This window comes from Parabacteroides sp. PF5-6 (assembly GCF_029504695.1).
Classification (GTDB): domain Bacteria; phylum Bacteroidota; class Bacteroidia; order Bacteroidales; family Tannerellaceae; genus QVMG01.
In genome coordinates this window covers 223,222-244,861 of sequence record NZ_JAQFIN010000005.1, presented here as the reverse complement: position 1 = coordinate 244,861, position 21,640 = coordinate 223,222, and the positions used below count along the sequence as shown (strand labels likewise).

Annotated in this window: 15 protein-coding genes; 10 read left to right on the top strand and 5 right to left on the bottom strand. The window is 48.2% G+C overall.

Features of this window, described 5'->3' with window-relative positions; genetic code table 11:
- Positions 1-7: 7 nt before the first annotated feature.
- Positions 8-2,461, bottom strand: coding sequence for a hypothetical protein (locus M2133_RS08615; protein WP_277465690.1), 2,454 nt, complete (start codon positions 2,459-2,461; stop codon positions 8-10).
- 370 nt (positions 2,462-2,831) lie between these two features.
- Positions 2,832-4,577, bottom strand: coding sequence for a tetratricopeptide repeat protein (locus tag M2133_RS08610; protein ID WP_277465688.1), 1,746 nt, complete (start codon positions 4,575-4,577; stop codon positions 2,832-2,834).
- 410 nt (positions 4,578-4,987) lie between these two features.
- Between M2133_RS08610 and M2133_RS08605 the strand changes: the two genes are divergently transcribed.
- Complete coding sequence (locus M2133_RS08605) at positions 4,988-5,581, top strand: hypothetical protein (RefSeq protein ID WP_277465687.1); 594 nt, start codon at positions 4,988-4,990, stop codon at positions 5,579-5,581.
- 11 nt (positions 5,582-5,592) lie between these two features.
- Here the strand turns inward: M2133_RS08605 and M2133_RS08600 are convergent, their stop codons facing one another.
- Positions 5,593-6,252 (bottom strand): hypothetical protein, encoded by a 660-nt coding sequence (locus tag M2133_RS08600; RefSeq protein ID WP_277465685.1) that lies wholly within the window; start codon positions 6,250-6,252, stop codon positions 5,593-5,595.
- A gap of 431 nt (positions 6,253-6,683) precedes the next feature.
- Here M2133_RS08600 and M2133_RS08595 point away from each other — a divergent pair, with 431 nt between their 5' ends.
- From M2133_RS08595 to M2133_RS08575, 5 genes are all read left to right on the top strand, one after another.
- On the top strand, positions 6,684-8,471 hold the full coding sequence (locus M2133_RS08595; protein WP_277465770.1) for an aminopeptidase P family protein: 1,788 nt from the start codon (positions 6,684-6,686) through the stop codon (positions 8,469-8,471).
- Positions 8,472-8,613: 142 nt separating this feature from the next.
- Complete coding sequence (locus tag M2133_RS08590) at positions 8,614-9,135, top strand: gamma carbonic anhydrase family protein (protein WP_277465684.1); 522 nt, start codon at positions 8,614-8,616, stop codon at positions 9,133-9,135.
- Complete coding sequence (locus tag M2133_RS08585; RefSeq protein ID WP_277465682.1) at positions 9,132-10,283, top strand: serine hydrolase; 1,152 nt, start codon at positions 9,132-9,134, stop codon at positions 10,281-10,283. The genes M2133_RS08590 and M2133_RS08585 overlap by 4 nt, the downstream gene beginning before the upstream one ends.
- Before the next feature lie 13 nt (positions 10,284-10,296).
- Positions 10,297-11,427, top strand: a complete 1,131-nt coding sequence (locus M2133_RS08580; protein ID WP_277465681.1) for a carbohydrate-binding family 9-like protein — start codon at positions 10,297-10,299, stop codon at positions 11,425-11,427.
- A 4-nt stretch (positions 11,428-11,431) separates the two neighbouring features.
- Complete coding sequence (locus tag M2133_RS08575; RefSeq protein WP_277465680.1) at positions 11,432-12,649, top strand: multidrug effflux MFS transporter; 1,218 nt, start codon at positions 11,432-11,434, stop codon at positions 12,647-12,649.
- 1,117 nt (positions 12,650-13,766) lie between these two features.
- On the opposite strand, the gene M2133_RS08570 is transcribed toward M2133_RS08575, so the two are convergent.
- Positions 13,767-14,303, bottom strand: a complete 537-nt coding sequence (locus M2133_RS08570) for a TlpA disulfide reductase family protein (RefSeq protein WP_277465679.1) — start codon at positions 14,301-14,303, stop codon at positions 13,767-13,769.
- 246 nt (positions 14,304-14,549) lie between these two features.
- On the opposite strand from M2133_RS08570, the gene rplS reads away from it, so the two are divergent.
- Positions 14,550-14,897, top strand: coding sequence for a 50S ribosomal protein L19 (rplS, locus tag M2133_RS08565; protein ID WP_277465678.1), 348 nt, complete (start codon positions 14,550-14,552; stop codon positions 14,895-14,897).
- A 96-nt stretch (positions 14,898-14,993) separates the two neighbouring features.
- On the top strand, positions 14,994-15,608 hold the full coding sequence (locus M2133_RS08560) for an HAD family phosphatase (protein WP_277465677.1): 615 nt from the start codon (positions 14,994-14,996) through the stop codon (positions 15,606-15,608).
- Here the strand turns inward: M2133_RS08560 and M2133_RS08555 are convergent, their stop codons facing one another.
- The gene (locus tag M2133_RS08555; RefSeq protein WP_277465676.1) at positions 15,609-16,883 is read right to left on the bottom strand and encodes a dicarboxylate/amino acid:cation symporter; all 1,275 of its coding nucleotides are present in this window, start codon (positions 16,881-16,883) and stop codon (positions 15,609-15,611) included.
- Positions 16,884-17,017: 134 nt separating this feature from the next.
- Here M2133_RS08555 and M2133_RS08550 point away from each other — a divergent pair, with 134 nt between their 5' ends.
- Both M2133_RS08550 and M2133_RS08545 read left to right on the top strand, forming a co-directional pair.
- Entirely contained in the window at positions 17,018-19,333 is a 2,316-nt protein-coding gene (locus M2133_RS08550; protein WP_277465675.1) for a GH92 family glycosyl hydrolase, read from the top strand.
- The gene (locus M2133_RS08545; RefSeq protein ID WP_277465674.1) at positions 19,333-21,600 is read left to right on the top strand and encodes a GH92 family glycosyl hydrolase; all 2,268 of its coding nucleotides are present in this window, start codon (positions 19,333-19,335) and stop codon (positions 21,598-21,600) included. Before M2133_RS08550 ends, M2133_RS08545 begins: the two co-directional genes overlap by 1 nt.
- Positions 21,601-21,640 lie beyond the last annotated feature (40 nt).

The window sequence follows — 21,640 nt, the reverse complement described above, 5'->3', positions numbered from 1 at the left end:
AACTATTTTATTGTATGTGAATAAATGAAGAAGTCACGCCTATTTCTCCGTTATCCGACCGTCCTTCGTAATGGATCAGGTATTCGCCTTTATCATCGGAGGTAAAGAAGCTGAATTCGGCTTTACCGTCGGCATTGATCGTTACATGGGGCTGCCAGTAGAGGGTGTTGCGAAAGTCTGCCTTTCGTACATCGTTGACTGTGGCATAGTCCGGCGCGTAAAACTCTTTGATTTGACTAAAGCCCGGAAATTGATAAGTAACACTTTTCACCGGTTCGGAATACGACAGCCGGTCTCTTGTCCAGAAAGCAATGGGGTAAAAGGTAGTTTCTCCCATAGCATATTGACTGGTATACCGCATAGCCGTGGTAAAAGAGAGCAACTCAACATGGTCAATGAAATGGGGAGGAATTGTTTTTATATTTGCCGCAGACGTCCGAACGCCATCCAACAAGAAATAAATGTTATCTCCACTACCTCCCTTCATGAAATAATTTCCCAGATCTCTGACTAGCTTTTTGGGGATATACCATAATATACTCAAGGCTCCTGCACTACTTCCATAAGAAGCTTCTCTCCGGACCTCGTAGGTATGTAACGCCAGGTTCTCGTCGTGCACCTTATCTTTATGCGGATACTGCTTGCGCTTGACGGTTACACTGATTTCCGGCAATTCATGTACCGTCTGGTCGATATCCACCAGGTTACCTTGCGGGATGGTCCCCAAGAGTTCGACATAGACTTCCTGCGACTCATCATCCGCATCCTCCTCGGCGTAGGAAAAATAGTTGTGTGGCGTCTTCTGCCGCTCAATCAGTGAGATATCCAGGATCCGTTTTCGTTGGTCTTGTGCCGACAAGATCACCTCCGCCGTATCGCAGAAGTCATCGTAGACAAACTGAAAAAGTCCTTCTTTATCGGGATGAAACGAAAGGAAGTCGCTTACCGCATCCTGCCGGAACGAAGCGGTTATCTCGACCTCTTCCATCTTTTGATTCTTACTGCGCGGATAGATCTTTCCGGCAAACGATAACTGTTGTTCCACCGGGAAACTGATCTCGGGAGTCTTTCCCGAAACAACGTTATCCCAGACGTACCGCCGCCAACCATGGGTCTGTAAAAGCAGATCCAGGTGTTGGGCCACGAGGGTGTCGTTGGCATTGAAGTAGTACGTCGGCTGCTCAATGCGGCCTCTGAGTTCGCTGGTCAGGAAATAATCCGTAAAGAGATTATTCTGCGTATCGGCATCTTCGAGATTGGCTTTCACCACTGCCACAGAGAAATCTCCTGTTTGCGGCGCATCATACAATTCGGGAACGTCTATCTCTACCGTCACCTTTTGCCGTGATGCATATACTGCCTGATCCGCTTTGGCGTGTATCTCTAATTGCTCCGGGTGATTCACGAACGCCAGCCGTTCGGCATAAGCATGTAGGTTATCATCGTAGAGGGTAATCACAAACAGACCGACAGGCAGTTTCTCCTTCGGAATATCAAAGACTGTCGTTCGCTCCTGCATATTCACATGGGCATTAAACCACGGAATACCTTCCTGATGGATTGTCAGGTGAAAAGGCGTCTGGGTGCGCACGGCATCTAAGTTATGGCGCAGGGTGATGCGCAGGCGGTCGTCGCGGTAGCCCAACGACATGACCAACCCTTGGGCATAGATTTCGGGCAGTGCCACCTGCACTTTCATCCCGTCGAGCCGGGCTATATATTGCTTTCCTATTTCCGGTTCCAAAGCGAAAGAGCCCATTCCGCGGTGTTGGGTTTCAAAGCGACGCACCTCATTCCCATCCTGGTCGCAAACCACTCCCGAGGCCTCGATACCTTTCCCCGCGCGGTCGGTCACTTTGAAAGCGATCTTCGAAGGCAGTCCCGCCACTAAGTTCCCCCCTTCGGGGAAGAAAGCAAGCTCCACTTTTCGTTCCGGCATTTCCTCCAAAGGCAGATCTTCCGCAAGCGCTTTGCCGGCTTCGGCAGCGTTTGTCGGGTTTTCCTGAGACGCGGCATAACGCGAAGCAATGGTCAATTCCCGGGTAAAGAACCCCTCCGCGTCAAAGTTCTGCATCCATCCGGTATAAGCGCGAAGCTGGTACAGGCCGCTGGTCAATGTGTCGGGCAGCTCGATATGTCCTGCCGCGCTGCCGTTCTCCAATTTCCATTTGGTTTCAGCCACCGCCTGGTTCATGCCATCGATCAGTTCCACATACACCACCCCGCTTTCCACCGGAAAGTCCGGCGAAGACGACTGATAGGCCTTAAACCACATCGTTTCTCCGGCCACATACTGTGTCCGATCCTGATGCACATACACTTTCTCACGGGGAGCATTGTATTGGAATTCATGTAAGCGCTTGGATACGGTGCGGAAAAGGGTGTCACTTTCTGTTTGAGCCAAGACGACCCAAGAGAACACCATCCATAATAGACTCGTATAGGTTAACTTTTTTATCATAATTCAATAGATTTGATTATAGTTTACATCCGAACTACCGGTAAAGATAGTCTTTCCCCAACACAATTCATCTTCTTTCTTGATTTTCAAGAATATAGTAGAGTATGCTATTCAGCATACTCTACCTCTCATTTATAAATAAGGAGTACAAATAAATATGGGACTATCTATTTGTATACGGTTGGGCAAGCCCATTTCTGAAAAATCAATAAACGCTCCATGGTTTCAAGTAGTTTAAATTCTTTGGTGTAAAAATAGGGTTCTCGATTTAATTCGACCCGGATTTTATGCACGATTTATGCACGACTTCATATCGCACTGTGTATTAGAAGTATACAAAAAGGGAATGACTACGTTTCTTCTCTCTATTTTACTCTAATTCGCGTATTTGCTTATCGAATATAGTAACACTTCCTTTCTCTATCGAAAAGAACGGCGCACATAATTTTCGTTTTTTATTACCTATATTCGATTCGGATTGCTTCAATAGGATTGCGATTGTACTATTTATTAACCGCCCTTTTGTGAGATAACAAATCGCCCATTCATCCTTACTCAGGGGAGTGTTGAATTCATATATTTTACTTTTGAAAGAAGGATATACCTGATCAATCAAATGCAGAAACTCATCGATCTCATGTAGAGACATTGCCCTTTCTGCATCACGAAATTTCTGATATACAGGAGAAGAGGCCAATCTTTTATCTATTGCATTGATAGGAGTTGTCTTGTATTTCAGCAATTTATTTTCTTCTTTTAGATCGACAAGCAATTCTTGAAGCGCTTCTTCATTTTCTTCTTTATTATCCAGCCGTTTCTCCAATATTTCTATGACCTGGTTATTTTGATTGAGTTGCTTTATACTTTCCTGAATTTTATTCTCCTGCTCCTTTTCCTTCTCCGCCCAAAGCGTTTGCTGATTTTCCCATTCCTTTTTGCGCCTTTGTATTCGGGAAAGTAAGAGAAACAAAAACATCCCCAACACAAAAACGGTACAGGCCAATAAGCCTCCAACCAGCTTCGCAATGGTATGGGCCTGTTTTATTTGTTTGATTTCATTTTCTTTTTTCTCATGGTCGTATAATGTCTGCAGATACAAAAGCTTTTCGGTATAGGTATTATCCATAATGGAATCCCGTAGGATCTCATATTGGGTCTGATGTAACGTATAGTTTTTCAGGTCTTGCCTTTCTCGTGCCATTTGATAGAGATGGAAACAGGCGGTAGCATGTATATGAATTTTATCAGTGTCAAGGCATTTCTTCAAATAATAATTCGCTGAATCCGGTTGATTCGTATGGGCAAAATATTGGCCTACGACCAAACTGGATTGTAAAGAAAGCCGATATTCGGATAATTTCTGAATCTCCTGCATATAAACAAAAGCGGAATCATACTGCGCTTGATTGATATATATAGGGATGATCTCATTGATAAGGGCTACTCTCTGCTTCGATACAGTGGCGTATATTAATGCTTTTTTATAATAGAACAACGTACTATCGGGCTCGTGAAGTATAGAATAGGCACGAGCCAGGTTTCGATTAGCCAAACGCTGATTTACAGGATCATTTTGTCGCACAAAATATTCCTGCGTCTCCAATAAATAAGGTAACGCCTCTTCCGGCAATTCCTGATAGAGATAAAGCATACCGATATTACTATTGATCCGGGCCAGATAGGGAGCGTTATGGATCTGTATCGCTTTTTCCCGGGCTTTCAGGTAATACTCCTGTGCCCGGAGGGCGTCGTCCAGCGTATGGGTTACTCGGCCCCAATAATAATAGGAAAGCATCTGCCGGTGGGGATCCTCTTTTTGGGCGTAATAATCGACCGCCTGCCGGATAATGGAGTCGTTTGCCGGTTTCTCTTTGATTTTATCCATCGCCTGGGTGATCAATAGGTTCCACTCGGCACGTTGGGCGGTACTAAAAACGGCGATGGAATCCGCGTTTTTTAAGAGGGTATAAGCTTTCTGGGGCACACTATCCAGTGCGGCCTCGGCTTCCTGCAATAACCGGGTAGTGGCCGGATCCTCCCGACAGGAAGAAAAACAAAAACCACAATACACTAATAAACAGACGATTAGCAAAGATTGACATCTTTTGTATTTCATAAATTATATTTGCTTAAGGTTAAGACATTCTGCACTCGAATGTTCCGGTAGTTACAAAGAAAAACATTTTAATTGACGCCCCGGTATAAACCACAGCTATTTTTTCAGCACCACGAAGAACACGGAGAACACAACGTTTTTTAATTTTCCGCGATTATCCAGCAAATATATTAGAAACAAAAAAAGCGTTGTGCTCTTCGTGCTCGTGGTGGTTAATATTTGAATCGAGCACGAAGGTACGGGAAGTTTCACAAAGTCAGGCGAATAGGTTTTTGTTTCGGCAGGGGCATTCACTTGTTGATAATTATCAACAGATTTGTTGACAATTGTCAACAGATTTGTTGATAACTATCAACAAATCTGTTTATATTTGTCAACAAATAAATAATGGCAACTAAATAAAGAAGAGTATGGCAGTAAAAGTAAAAATTTACAACACACCCCGCCCGAACGACCGGGAAGGCGAAGCATTACAACACGCACGCGTTGTTTCGAAAGGCACATTGCGATTGGATGATATCTGTGAAGCATTGGTTCCGATGGGGCTGAACACGGCACAGATCAAAGGGATCTTAGACGGGCTGGTGCAGTACACCCGCAAATCCTTGCAGGAAGGGTATCATATCGAGTGGGAAGAACTGGGTACGTTCTCGTTGTCGGTTCGCAGCAAACAGATCATCAACGCCGCCAACAAACCGGCGACCGAGGTCACGATCGACGGAGTGAATTTCCGCGCCCATCCCGAATTGAAGAAAAAGATCCGCCAAACGACCAAGATCGAGGAATACCCTGAAGAAAGCCCGGCCGAATCTTCACAGGCACAACGCAAAGCCCGGATGCTCAAACAGCTGGAAAAGGACGGACATATCACGGGCATGGAATACACCCGGTTAAACAACTGCACCCGTTATACGGCACAAAAAGACCTGGATACATTCGTCGAAGAAAAAATCATCGCCTCCGTCGGAAAAGGTACACGGAAGATTTTTGTGGCGGTGGGGTAAAAACGAGTATTCTACTCCCATTTCAAACGTTGGCGAATACTTTTTTCGACATCCGGAAAACGATCAAAGGGTTCCACCCATGCTGGAAGGTCTTTATTTATCCACCCCATAACCTGAATTATCTCGCTATGGATTTCAGCTACACGGGTAAGATTCCAACAGATAGATTCATTATGAAATACTCGATTGCGAAAGCCTCGAAAAGTATTAAGCGGCGCCGAAATATTTTTTCGCCGCCGCTCGCTTTTTGGCATATAGGGAAATGCACGACGCAAGTGCTTCCAAAGCAACCGTTCATATTCACTATTAAACAATGAAACCCAAAAACCCAGTGTAAGTTCGGCTACAATTTTCGACGGAGTAACAGCTTCGCGCCTCCCGACAATTTGCTTTACAGCTTGTGAAATATATCGACTTAAGTTTTCCAGACCCGGTGTAGTGGAAAACATAATATACCAGTCCTCACGTCCTGCCATAGTTTCGAGTTCACGATTCAATGCATTTCGCAACGCTACTTCAAATACAGAGAGGCTAATATAAAAGGATTCGGCCAATTCCAGGTTACAACGATAATGTTTGATCGCTAAATCTTCATCCCGATGTATAAGAAAATACCGCTCCATTCTTTCATTGGAGAAAACTTTTTCGAAATATTGTTTGTTGTATGCCATAATATTGCTATATTTGCCATGCAGTCCCGGTAGTTCCTCTCCCAGATATCTTAGATGCTGGTGATGAATCCGGGTTTTTTTATGCCTTTTATCCTCATTCCATTAATATAGAAAAAATGATGTATAGTCAAGCCTCTTTGAACTATATTGAGTTGCTTTTTGCTTGGTGTAAAGATAATAAAAAGAGATTAGAGATTTAGCTATGAAGTTCATTAAAATTAGTCGTTTGGCGTGACTCGGCATAATCCATACAAGCACGGATTCTGCACTCGCTACTTCAAACGTTCATTAAAATTAGTCGTTTGGCGTGACTCGGCATAATCCATGCAAGCACGGATTCTGCACTCGCTACTTCAAACGTTCGTTTTTTGCCGGTTACTTCAAAAAACAAGTTATCTTTGCTGTCTGAAAAACACAAAAAGACAACAATGATGATAACGAATATTCCCGAACGGCTGTTTGCCCTTAGGCAGGCCATGAAAGAGAAAGAGATAGCGGCGTATATCGTGCCGAGTTCCGATCCGCACCTGAGCGAGTATCCTGCCGACCGGTGGAAATCGCGCGTTTGGATTTCAGGCTTTACCGGTTCGGCCGGCACGGTGGTGATTACAGCTGATAAAGCCGGCTTGTGGACCGACTCGCGTTATTTCCTGCAGGCGGAGATGCAACTGGCGGATACGGGTATTGAACTCTATAAGGCTTCGTTGCCGGAGACGCCGACAATCCTGGATTTCTTATGCGAAGAACTGACGAAAGGGCAGACCGTCGGATTCGACGGGGCGACCTATAGCGCTACCGACGGATTGAAGCTCGAGAAGCAACTGCAGCAAAAGGGGATCAAGCTTGAGACGGCTTACGACCTGATCAACCCGCTCTGGGAAGACCGTCCTTCGATCCCCACCCATCCGATCTTTGAGATGCCGGTGGAGCTCAGTGGTAAATCCGTGACCGACAAACTGAATGAGATCAACGACCAACTGCATAAAGCCGGAGCCGACTGCCTGATCTTAGGGGCGTTGGACGAGGTGGCCTGGACCTTTAATATCCGGGGCACCGACGTGACATACAACCCGGTGGCCGTGGCTTATGGTTTTGTATCCGAAAAAGAGAGCGTACTCTTTATCGATCCGAAGAAGGTAACGGCAGAGATCGCGGCGCACCTGAAAAACGAAGGCGTCACGTTGGCCGACTATACGAAGATCGGCGCTTACCTGGCGCAACTGCCTGCCGATTATACCGTCTGTCTCGACCCGGCACGGACGAACCTGGCGCTCTATCATGCCATCCCCAAGGAATGCCGCATTATCGAAGACATCACACCGGCAAACCACCTGAAGAGTATCAAGAACGAAACGGAGATCCAAGGGTTCCGCAACGTGATGGTGAAAGACGGGATCGCCATGACCCGGTTCTTTATCTGGCTGGAGCAGCAAATGGCGGCCGGCGAGCGGGTGACGGAACTCAGTGCGGCGGAAAAACTCACGGCGCTACGTGCCGAGCAGCCGCAATACCTGATGGATAGCTTCGGGGCGATCAGCAGTTACGGCGCACACGGTGCGATCGTGCATTATACGCCGACGCCGGAGAGCGACATTCCCTTATTGCCGGACAGCCTGTACCTCTTGGATTCCGGAGGACAATATATGGACGGCACGACCGATATCACCCGTACGATCGCTCTGGGCGAGCCGACGGAACAGATGCGCAAAGACTTCACCCGCACCTTGAAAGGCATGATCGGCATTGCCAAATGTAAGTTCCCGGCAGGCATTCGCGGTTGCCTGATCGATGTATTTGCCCGCAAGGCGCTTTGGGATGCCGGTATCCAGTACCTGCACGGCACCTGCCACGGCGTCGGTCACTGCCTCAACGTGCACGAAGGGCCGCAGAGCATCCGTATGGAAGAGAACCCCGTGATCCTGCGCGAAGGCATGGTAATGAGCGACGAGCCGGCCATGTACCGGACCGGCGAATACGGCATCCGCACGGAGAATATCATCCTGATCATCGAAGACAGCGAAACGCAATGGGGAAAATTCCTTACGTTCGAAACACTCACACTTTGTCCTATCGACACCCGCCTGGTGATTCCCGAGATGCTCTCGACACGCGAGCACGCCTGGCTCAACAAATACCACCAGATGGTGTACGACCGCCTCAGCCCCCACCTCAACGAAGAGGAAAAGGCTTGGCTTAGAGAAAAGACACGCGAAATTTGAGCGTTGCTCAAATTTCGCAATTACGAATTAAAAATTACGAATTACGAATTGAGGGGGGGGGGGAGTCCTCTATTCATAATTCTTTTAGTTCGTAATTCTCACTCATTCGTAATTCGTAATTTTTAATTCGTAATTGAAATTAATGGCTCTAATAAAATCAGTACGTGGCTTTACGCCCGTTATAGGAAAAGATACGTATCTGGCAGATAATGCCACGATCATCGGAGATGTGGAAATCGGCGAAGGATGCAGTATCTGGTTCGGCACGGTCTTGCGTGGCGATGTGAACTCGATCCGGATCGGCGATGGAGTGAATATTCAGGATGGTTCTGTGATCCATACCTTGTATGAGAAATCGGTAACGGAGATTGAAGATGATGTCTCGATCGGTCACAATGTGACGATCCACGGGGCGAAGATATGCAGTGGCGCGCTGGTTGGCATGGGTTCGGTGGTATTGGACCATGCGGTGATCGGCGAAGGAGCGATTATCGCTGCCGGCTCGGTGGTATTGAGCAAAACGATTGTTGAGCCCGGAAGCATCTATGCCGGTGTACCTGCTAAATTCGTTAAGAAAGTAGATCCCGAGCAATCGAAAGAGATCAATCAGAAGATTGCAAAGAATTATCATATGTATTCGTCGTGGTATAAAGAAGAGGAATGAAAAAAGCGGCTATTGGGATTATCGTTTTGATCTGTGCTGTCGGAGTATTCCTGGCATTGCCATCGAATGACTACCTGCGGAAGGCGCTGGTGCACCTGACCCCCAAGATCGATCAGTATCCGATCTTCGAGAACCGGGTGATCGAGGCTAGCGATCCGGAGCCCTGGCCGACGGCAGCGGCGTATAATCAATTGTCGCTGCCCGAGCACTACCGGGAAGCGTTCGAGAAATACGGTACGGTAGCCTTCGTGGTGATCAAAGACGGCCAATTGCTTTTCGAAGAATACTGGCAAGACTATTCCGCGCAATCCCATAGCAACTCCTTTTCGATGGCCAAAAGCATTGTAGCCTTAGCGATCGGCTGCGCGATCGACGACGGATATATCCGCGATGTCGACCAGCCCGTGAGCGATTTCTTTCCCGAATTTCCGGGATATGACGGAAAGCTATTGACCCTGCGTCACCTGTTGACCATGAGCGCCGGGGTAGATTTTCAAGAGGCCTACACCTCTCCTTTCTCGCCCACAACCCAGCTGTACTACGGGAACGATCTGCGGAAAGTCACTTTCCACATGAAAGAGATCGAAGCGCCCGGCGTATATTTCGTCTACCAGAGTGGCGTGACTCAACTACTGACTTTTATCGTCGAAAAAGCGACCGGCGAATCCATCAGCCACTACGTATCCCGCAAACTCTGGACGCCCATGCATGCCGAGGAGAACGCCTTGTGGAGTTTGGATAAAGCGGAGGGTATCGAAAAGGCCTATTGCTGCTTCAACAGTAACGCCCGCGACTTTGCCCGGTTCGGGCAGTTGATGTTGAACAAAGGCTCCTGGGACGGGAAGCGACTGGTTTCGGAAGCGTTTATGACAGAAGCCTTGACGCCCGATACAACCCTGATCTATAAGGATTACAACGAGACAAACCGCTGTTACGGTTTCCAGTTCTGGCACCTCACCTACGACGGTATGCCGGTCTCTTATATGCGCGGCATCCTGGGACAATACGTCTTGGCCATTCCGGAACACAACGCGGTCATCGTGCGCCTGGGTCACCGCAGGGCAGACGACCGGACGGCGCAACACTACCCCGCCGATATCGACACCTGGCTCAGTGCCGGACTCGCCCTTATCCAATCATCTCAATAAACATATATTACTCATGAACAGATTTTTCCTTTTATCAGCTATTACTCTCCTTCTTTTCACCGTATCCTGTAAAGAGAAACGGACGAAAGAACTCTGGTACGCCGAACGGCCACCGCTGAATGCGCCGACCTATGTCTGCCACCCCACACCCGGACCGATCACCCTCGACGGGAAACTCTCGCCGGAGGAATGGGATGCCATCCCCTGGACAACCGACTTTGTGGATATCGAAGGCGACGGCCAGCCCCTGCCCTACCACCAGACCCGTGTAAAGATGGCACACGATGAGCAAGGCATGTATTTCGCCGCCCGGCTGGAAGAGCCCCACGTATGGGGCACTGTCACCGAACACGATGCCGTGATCTACCACGACAACGACTTCGAAATCTTCCTCAATCCGGGTAACGATACGCATAACTACCTGGAATACGAGATCAACGCATTGGGCACGGAATGGGATCTCTTCCTTTCGAAACCCTACCGCGACAATCCGGTGGTATTGAACGACTGGGAATTTGCCGGTATGCGATCGGCCGTACATGTGGAAGGCACATTGAACGACCCGTCGGATACCGACCAATACTGGAGCCTCGAAGTGTTTATTCCCTGGAAGTCGCTTATGCAGGTGATCTCCCAAAAAGGGCAGCCGGCGGAAGGGCAACAGATGCGCGTCAATTTCTCGCGCGTGCAATGGCATACCGAGATACAAGACGGAAAATATGTCAAGATCCCCATGCCGGGAGAAGATAAGATACGGGAACACAACTGGGTATGGGCGCCTACGGGAGTGATCAATATCCACCTGCCCGAATACTGGGGATATGTGCAGTTCACCCACCAGGCGGCAGGCAATGGCGAAGTGGCTTTCCGGAACGATCCGGAGGAAGAGCTGAAAGGAAAACTCCGCCAACTCTATTACCGCCAGCGCGAATACCGGCAGGCGTATGACGAATACAGTGCTTCGCTGGCGAACCTGAAAGCGGAAGAGATATTCCCCACCGGGCAATTAAAGAAGTTGACCATCCATACGACCCCTTCTCTTTACGAAATCATCTACGCGATCGATAACTCCTCCTCCTGGCATATACGGCAGGATGGCCGGGTCTGGAAAGAGAAGAAAGATGAAAAAATAAAACTAAGATAAAAGAATGAAACAGTTTACCTTTATGCAATGGACAGTGATCCTTATCCTGTCGCTACTGACCGCTCTCGAACCTTTATGTATCGATATGTATCTGCCCGGATTTATCCAGATTGCCGAAGCCTTCTCTACTCCGATCGCCCGCGTACAGATTTCGCTGACCACCTTCCTGGGTGGGTTCGCGATCGGGCAATTAATCTGGGGTCCGCTGGCCGACCGGTTCGGTCGGAAAAAACCCATCCTGGCTTCTCTCCTGATCTTTATCCTGGCTTCGATCGCCTGCCTGTATGTGCGGACGATCGAACAATTGTGGGTGGTCCGCTTCATTCAAGCCCTTGGCGGATGCGGCGGTGTGGTGATCTCCCGGGCGGTGGTCACCGATTATTTCGACAAAGACAATACGCTCAAGATCTTCGCTCTGTTGGCCCTGATCATGGGCGTAGCGCCTATCGTCGCCCCGGCGATCGGCAATGCGGTATTAAACACCTTCCATTGGATCGGCTTGTTTCATGCCATGGTTGTATTGGGCATCGCCTTGTTTGTCCTGACCTTATTGGGTTTGCCGGAGACTTTCCGCGGAAGAGAAAAAGCAAAAGAAACAAACGTCTGGCAGAGTTACTGGCAGATATTGAAAGTCCGGAAATTCCTGGTCTACTCCACCCTGGCCGGCCTGGCAAACGGGGCGTTGATGATCTATGTGGCCAACGGACCGTTTCTGATCATGGACTATGGCGGGTTCTCGGGCAATGTGTTCAGCCTGGTGATCGGGATCAACGCGTTGGGACTGATGGTGGGATCGTATATCACGACGGTCTTGCAAAAGCAGATCCGGACGAATGTATTGGTTAAATATACTTTGGTATTCATGGGAGCAGTTAGCATCATCCTGTTTGCCGCCATGTATATGAACGCAGGCATTATCCCCATCCTGGCGATCCTGTTTTTCTATGTCTTCCCGATCGGGATCCTGTTTCCGACGACCACCGAATTGGCCATCACCCCGTTTATCCATAATAGCGGCACGGCATCCGCCCTCTTCGGATCCATCCAGTTGATGGTCGCTTTCATCTGTTCATTGGTATCCAATTACATCAGTAACGGGTCGATCCTGACCGTCGGATTATCCTTTGTACTTTGCTGCCTTTTTTCTTTCCTGGTCTTACTTCCTCCGATCCAATCGGAAGAGGAATTGGCCTGTAAGAAAGTACGGTCCTCCCGCTCATAAATTCAATTTCAAATCCGGTCTGGCAACAAATACTTTTTCCACAGGAAAAAGGAGGAATTGTTCGTGAAATCGCAATTGCGCTTTCACGAACGCCTGCTTTGTTTCATTTTTAGAGCATTTTCAGCGAAGCTCTTCTCTTTTTTGTTGCAAAAAAAGTGGAAAAAGCGGATGAATAGCACTAAAATACCGCCATCTCCACTTACATTTGGAATAAACGAAATGGGAAATAAATAGGTATAGGAAAAGTGTCTTTAAGTGCAGAAACGTGTCTTTTCTATGGTAAAATGGGATAATTTGATCTAACCCGAGCCCTATCAGTTGGAAAGGTTTACCGATAGTTGGTCGTGATGACTAAACTAAAGCTTAGACAAGGTGGTTTATACATCTGTCTGTATTGAACCTACTTTGGATTATGACTTTGTAGTGAATTGGAACTATGGCGCACACACTTTGTTTTACTTGTGCAAAAAAGAGGACGTCCGCGAGGATAGCCTCTTTTTGACTTTTATCCCCTTCCCTCACCTTCCATACGCCTTTATCAAGACACACGGATCAGGGGTCAGCCCGAACCGAAGGTCGCTTAGCGAAGCGTAAAGCAACTCTGTGGAATCTATTTGCATCGAAGGGAATCTGAAGGTCTTTTAGGTCTTTAAAGTCATTTAGGTCTTTAAAGTCATTAAGGTCTTTTAGGTTTTTTCACTGACCTAAAAGACTTTAAAGACCTAAAAGACGTCAAATACCCTCCAAACAAAGTTTTTCGTTTTTTTACTTACATCATACAGGATTTTATTTCAGCTCTGTATATCAATTATATAGCTATTTCTAACAGCGAGAAAAGCAGCAAAAACCCTGTAAGTAACTTTCCGACACCTGTTGGGGAGTCCCAATAGTGATTCGTTTAACATTGTTGGCTGTTCCGGCTGTATGATGGTAGTAAAAAAATGAAAAACTATGTGCGGAATGATTGGTTTACCATTGTTTGCCATTTCGATTTGTTGACATTCGCTATTTAACGACAAAAGCGGCCTCTTTCACTGAAAAGGCCGGCAGGGATTTGGAAATGTCCGGCAGCCTTTTGGAAAAGGCCGGCAGGGATTTTTAAAAGGCTGCCGGCTATTTACGGAAGGGATTTGATCTTCTCCAGCAATTCGGCATCGGAAGGGGTAAAGGTTTCAATGCCCATCCACTGCACCACACCCTGGCGGTCGACCAGGTAGATCCGGGGCACCATACTGTTGGCAAACTTCGCATAGACTGTGCGGTCGGGATCCAGGTATTTAGGAATCGTAAAAGCTGAGGCATTCCAGTAGGCATCGGTTTCGTCTTTGCCTTGCTTGCGGGCAATGGCGACCACCTGATAGTCGGGCTCGTCTTTCAACTGACGCCAGAGCTGCTCGATGCGTGGCAATTCCCGTTTGCAGTCGCCACAGGTCGTAACAAAAAACACCAGATAAGACTTCTTTCCTTTGAAATCCTCGTCGGTCAACGTTGTGCCCATCCCGTCTGTAACAGAGAAATCGGGCAAGACATCGCCCACCTCTACATAATTAATCACCTCATCGGGTGTATCTTCCGACTCTTCTTTCACGCAAGAGGCGAAGAAATAAAAAGAAGCAAATAGAGTGACAAGAGTTGCAATAGAGGTAAGTCGCATAATCGGGTCGTTTTATTGTTGTTAGGGAAGCAAAGATAGTGAAAGCCTCCCGAATAATTCCGTATTCTTTCTGAAATTTAACTTTATATTCCTTTCCATAAAGCATTTACTAAAAATAAAACAAACAGTTCTTGGTTTATTGCCAAAAGTTTCGTTCCTTTGCATCCGCTTTACGTAATCGCTGTCGGAAAAATGTAGTCCGATATATTGCGTTTCTAAAAACAACAATTAAAAAGCTATAAAACAATGGATTTAATTAAGATTGCCGAAGAAGCTTTTAGCACAGCGAAGGAGCTTCCCGCTTTCAAAAGTGGTGATACCGTAACCGTGGCTTACCGTATCAAAGAAGGAAACAAAGAACGTATCCAGCAGTACAGAGGCGTAGTGATCCGCATTTCTGGACATGGCGACAAAAAACGTTTCACCGTTCGCAAGATGTCGGAGAACGTAGGTGTAGAACGTATCTTCCCGATGGATTCACCGTTTATCGACAGCATTACCGTGAACAAGATTGGTAAAGTACGCCGCGCGAAACTGTATTATCTGCGTGCACTTACCGGTAAAAAAGCAAGAATCAAAGAAAAGAGATTCTAATCTCTTTCATCCCCATAAAAAGAGACTGTTCCATCCGGGAATGGTCTCTTTTTTTGTATATTGCGAAACTTTTACGGAATGGAATCTAAGAACGTTATGGACGGCATTAAAAATCTACTGATCGATTTTGGTGGGGTGATTATCAACCTGACGCGTAACCGGTGCATTGAAGCCTTTGCGCAGTTGGGCGTGGATGTTCATGAACAATTGGGAAGTATCTACCACCACAAAGACCTGTTTATGCATTTAGAGATTGGCGAACTATCGCCGGCTGCATTCCGTGACGGGATCCGCCAACGTTCCAACCGGATATTGACGGACAAAGAGATCGATGACGCCTGGATCGCGATGCTGGCTGATGTGCCGGACTATAAACTGGACTTATTATTACGCCTCAAAGAAGAATACAACACCTTCCTACTGAGCAATACCAACAGTATCCACTGGGAATGGGCCAAGCAAAACATTTTCAACTACAAAGGACATCGTGTCGATGATTTCTTCCACAAGATCTACCTTTCTTATGAATTACACCTGGAAAAGCCCAATCCGGAAATCTTCGAATACGTATTGAATGACGCCGGGATCTCACCACACGAAACCCTCTTTATCGACGATGCCGCAGTCAATTGCAAAGCCGCTGAAGCTTTAGGCATCCGCACCTATACTCCGGAACCCCGCGAAGACTGGTCGTTTCTTTTTGAACGTTGATTAATCGCTTGATCGATCTACAATAGAGGCAACTGCCGCATCGCCGGTTACGTTTACAGCCGTGCGCAGCATATCCAACGGGCGGTCGATGCCCAGAATAAGTGCCAGCCCTTCGGCGGGAACGCCTACGGAAGTGAGTACCATCGTCAGGATCACATAACTACCTCCCGGAATGGCCGGGGTACCGATAGACGAGAGGATCGTCATCGCCAACACGGTCAGGATCTGCGACAGCGTCAGATCGATACCAATCACCTGGGCGATAAACAATACGGCAATCGCCTGATAACAAGAAGTCCCGTCCATATTGATCGTCGTGCCGACCGGCAAAACAAACGACGCCGTTTCTTTCGATACTTTCAGTTCTTTCTCTACCGTCTCCATCGTTACCGGAAGGGTCGCGGCACTGCTGCTGGTGGTAAAGGCAAAGAGTTGCACGGGATACATCGCCCGAAGAAAGTTCTTCGCTTTCTTTTTGGAGAAGAAATGGATCAAAGCCGGATAAAACAAAAAGATCAACGCCAGGAGCGAGAGGGCTACCGTCAGGGCATACACGCCCAAAGCGCCGAACATACTGAGATCGCCCCCGAAGTCAATCACCAAGCCCGCCATCAGAGCCGTAACCCCAACGGGTGCTACGCGGATAATATAATCGACCATCTTCAGGATGATATCATTCAAGCCATCGACCAACACCAGGATCGGTTCGACTTTCTCCCGCGGCACCATCAAAGCGGCAATACCAAAGAAGACCGCAAAAAAGATCACCTGAAGCATCGCCGAGTTATTACTCAACGCATTAACGATATTATTAGGTACGATATCCTCCAGGAAGTTAAGCGGCCCCCGGTCGTGCGTCAATTCGGCCTCCAACGCTTTCTCGGCAGCCACCGTCTGATAATTCTCTTGCAAATGCGCCACCTGCTCACGGTTCACCAGTGTGCCGGGCTTCACAATCAAGCCTGCCGATAGCCCCAGAACGACGGCAACGGCTGTGGTTGCCAGATAAATCGCAATGGTCTTTCCTCCCAGGCGGGAGAACTTCTTGATATCATTCAATCCGGTGACACCTTTGATCAGGGACAAGAAAACCAAAGGCACAGCAATCAGTTGCAACAAACGGATAAAGACAGTTCCCCAGGGACGGATCCAGTCCTGAATAATTTGTTCCCCTTTCAGAGGAATCGCAACTAATCCGATCAGAATACCCAATAGCATCCCGGCCAGAATCTGCAGATAAAGGGGAAAAGTTCTTCGCTTTTTATGTTCTTTCATCTTTGACGTTTTGTTGCAAAGATAATTTTAATTCTTTTTTCATAAAAATAAAGATCAACCTCTTTCCTGTAGTCTTTTGTTTTTGTTTCTTTGTACGTTAATTCCAAGTTTTAGAAATACTTACTTTATTTACTATGAACGTTAAAAATGTATGGATTGTCGCTTTGTGCGCGACAGTAGTGTTATTATTTCATTCGAAGCAGGCTCAAGCAGCCGAAAATGATTTTGATCCGGTAGAATATGCAAACCCTTTGATGGGAACATTATCTTCCTTTGAATTATCCACAGGGAATACCTATCCGGCAATTGCCCGTCCCTGGGGTATGAACTTCTGGACACCGCAGACCGGTAAAATGGGTAACGGGTGGACTTACGTGTATACGGCCAATAAGATCCGTGGTTTCAAACAAACGCATCAACCGAGTCCGTGGATCAATGACTATGGTCAATTCTCTCTGATGCCGGTCGTCGGAACGCCGGAGTTCAACGAAGACAAACGCGCCAGTTGGTTCTCGCACAAAGGCGAGGTGGCTAAACCGTATTACTACAAGGTGTACCTGGCGGAACACGATGTGGTAACCGAGTTTACCCCGACCGAACGTGCCAACCTCTTTCGTTTCACCTTCCCGGAAAACGATAACTCTTACGTCGTAGTCGATGCTTTCAATCGCGGTTCCTACATCAAAGTGATTCCGGAACAGAACAAGATCATCGGTTATACGACCCGTAACAGCGGTGGCGTGCCGGAGAACTTCAAGAATTATTTTGTCGTTGAGTTCGACAAACCGTTCACCTACACGGCAACCTTTACCGATTCCACCTTGCATGTCGCTGCCCAAGAACAGAAGGCAGACCATACCGGCGCGGTGATTGGTTTCAAAACGAAAAAAGGCGAACAGGTGCATGCCCGCGTGGCCTCTTCTTTCATCAGTTTCGAGCAGGCGGAATTAAACCTGAAAGAGCTGGGCAATAAGAATTTCGAGACATTAATGGCCGAAGGAAAGAAAGCGTGGAACGACGTATTGGGCAAGATCGAAGTGGAAGGCGGAGACCTGGATCAGCTACGCACGTTCTATTCCTGCTTCTACCGCTCGGTACTTTTCCCACGGGGTCTGCATGAGATCGATATCAATGGCAATATCATGCATTATAGCCCGTACAATGGCCAGGTTTTACCCGGTTATATGTACACCGACACCGGCTTCTGGGATACTTTCCGTTGCTTGTTCCCCTTCCTGAACCTGATGTATCCGTCGGTGAACAAACAAATGCAGGAAGGCCTGATCAATACGTATAAAGAAAGTGGATTCTTCCCCGAATGGGCCAGTCCCGGACATCGCGGATGTATGGTGGGTAACAACTCGGCTTCCGTATTGGTCGACGCGTATATGAAAGGCGTGAAAGTGGATGATCTGGAAACCTTGTACGAAGGGCTGATCCACGGCACCGAGAACGTTCATCCGAAAGTCAGCTCTACCGGCCGGTTGGGACATGAATATTACAACAAACTGGGGTATGTGCCTTACGATGTAAAGATCAACGAGAATGCTGCCCGCACGCTGGAATACGCTTATGCCGACTGGTGTATTTATAAACTGGCAAAAGACTTGAAACGTCCGAAGAAAGAAATCGATCTGTTTGCTAAACGGGCAATGAACTACAAGAATCTCTTCGACAAAGAAAGCAGCCTGATGCGTGGCCGCAACGAAGACGGCAGCTTCCAGGCACCTTTCTCTCCATTGAAATGGGGCGATGCCTTTACCGAAGGCAATAGCTGGCATTACTCCTGGTCGGTATTCCATGATCCGCAGGGACTGATCGACCTGATGGGCGGTAAGAAACCGTTCGTTAATATGCTGGATTCCGTCTTTGCCGTTCCGCCCTTGTTCGACGACAGCTACTATGGCTTCCCGATCCATGAAATAACGGAGATGACGGTGATGAATATGGGTAACTACGCCCATGGCAACCAGCCGATCCAGCACATGATCTATATGTACGACTATGCCGGCGAACCCTGGAAAGCCCAATACTGGTTGCGCGAAGTGATGAACCGGATGTACACCCCACAGGCCGATGGCTATTGCGGCGACGAAGACAACGGACAGACTTCCGCCTGGTATGTATTCTCAGCGCTTGGTTTCTATCCCGTATGTCCGGGAACCGACCAGTATGTGATGGGCGCTCCGCTGTTCAAGAAAGCGACGATACATCTGGAAAACGGAAATACATTCGTGATCAACGCTCCCGAAAACAGCCAGAAGAATATCTATATCGAATCGATGCAACTCAACGGTACTGCCTATACAAAGAATTACCTGACCCATGGTGATATCTTTAAAGGCGGTACGGTGAATATCAAGATGGGCGCCCAGCCGAACAAACAACGCGGAACGCAGGCGGCCGATATGCCTTATTCATTCTCAGTCCACGAAAAGAGCGGAAAGTAATGAAAGCTTCTAAAATAAATATCCGGGTAATAGCAGGCTTCCTGCTATTATCCGGTTTTTTTGTCTCCCATGCGACAGAAAGAAAAGAACCGGTTGACTACGTGAATCCCTATATGGGCAATATCAGCCACCTGTTGGTCCCGACGTACCCGACGGTGCAACTGCCGAACGCGATGATGCGTATCTTCCCTTCCCGCGGAGATTTCACGGGAGATCGATTGAACGGATTGCCGTTGATGGTAACCAATCACCGGAGAGGCTCCGGTTTTCTGGTCAGCCCCTATCAGGGAGCGGAGACAGCCATGACACCTACCGTTTCGCATAGCTACGACCGCGAGAAGATCACCCCCTACTCCTACCAGGTGTATCTCGACGATGCGAATATTCAGATCGGCTTCGCCCCATCGGTGCAAAGCGCGATCTATAGTTTTCAGTTCGAGAACCGGGAAACGCCCTACCTCTTGTTTTGCAGCCGCAACGGCGAGATCCGGAGCGAAGGAAACAGGATCAGCGGATACCAGCAGATTGCCAACAACACCCGCCTATATATCTATGCCGAAACGGATCAGGTACCGGTTAAAAACGGGATCCTGAAAGAAGGCCAACCGGATTTCGATCAACCCGCGATGGAAGGCCGAAACGCAACGGCAGTCCTCTCGTTTCGGGAGGGTAGCGAACAGATCCGTATCCGCTACGGCGTATCCCTGATCAGTGTGGAGCAGGCGAAGAACAACCTCAACCGGGATATCCAGGGCTACCATCTGGATGTGGTCGCACAGAAAGGACGCGAAAGCTGGAACAAAGCCTTAAATAAAATCCGGATTGAAGGCGGTACGGAGGATGACAAAGCGGTTTTCTACACCTCGCTCTACCGCTGCTTCGAACGTCCGGTATGTATCAGTGAAGATGGACAGTATTTCAGTGCGTACGACGGTAAGGTCCACACCGACAACGGACGTCCTTTCTATACCGACGACTGGATCTGGGACACCTATCGGGCAACACATCCCCTGCGCGTATTGATCGACGGAGAAGTGCAAAGCGACATCATCCATTCCTACTTATTGATGGCCGAACAAAAAGGCACGAACTGGATGCCGACCTTTCCGGAAGTGACGGGCGATGCCCACTGTATGAACTCGAACCATGGCGTCTCGATGGTGATCGACGCCTACCGCAAGGGAGTCAGAGGGTTCGACCTGACAAAAGCCTACCAGGCCTGCCAGGACGCGATGGAAAAGAAATCGTTGATCCCGTGGGTGGAAGTTCCCGCCGGTGTGTTGGATGACTTCTACCGCGAGAAAGGTTATTTCCCCGCGTTGAAGCCGGGACAAAAAGAGACGGTCGCTAATGTGCATTCCTGGGAGAAACGCCAACCGATCGCCGTCACCCTGGGAACCGCCTACGATCAGTGGTGTCTCTCCCAAATCGCCCTCGAATTGGGGAAAGAAAAAGAAGCCGATTATTATCTCCATTGCTCCTACAACTACCGGAATGTGTTCCATCCCGAAACCGGATTCTTCCATCCAAAAGATGAAGAAGGACAATTCATCCCGGATCTGGATTATCGCTATTCGGGCGGTCTGGGCGCACGCGATTATTACGATGAGAACAACGGATACATCTATCGGTGGGACGTGCAGCACAATATCGGCGACCTGGTCGCCCTGATGGGAGGTGATGAAAAATTCTGCGCAGCTCTCGACCAAATGTTCAATGAGCCGCTGGGCAAATCGAAATGGGAATTCTACGCCACCCTACCCGATCATACCGGAAATGTCGGACAATTCTCCATGGCGAATGAGCCCAGTCTGCATATCCCCTACCTCTATAACTATGCCGGTCAACCGTGGAAGACACAGAAACGCATCCGCACGCTATTGGATCAATGGTTCCGCAACGACCTGATGGGTGTTCCCGGTGATGAAGACGGTGGAGGCATGTCGGCCTTTGTGGTATTCAGCCAGATGGGATTCTATCCGGTGACACCCGGTTCGCCGACTTACAATATCGGTTCGCCATTGTTTACGGGAGTAAAGATGGATCTGGGCAACGGCAAAACATTAGAGATCAAAGCCCACAACGCCTCTTCGGAGAATAAATACATTCAGTCCGCGCACCTGAACGGCCAACCGCTCAACCAGGCCTGGTTCAACCATGCCGACATCGCACAAGGCGGCCTGTTGGAATTCGAAATGGGCCCCGTAGCCAATAAATCCTGGGGAACGACCCTGCCCCCTCCTTCAGCGGCCCCTATCAACGAATAAGACGAATAAGCAATAGGTATTGCCGCACACAGATGATCAA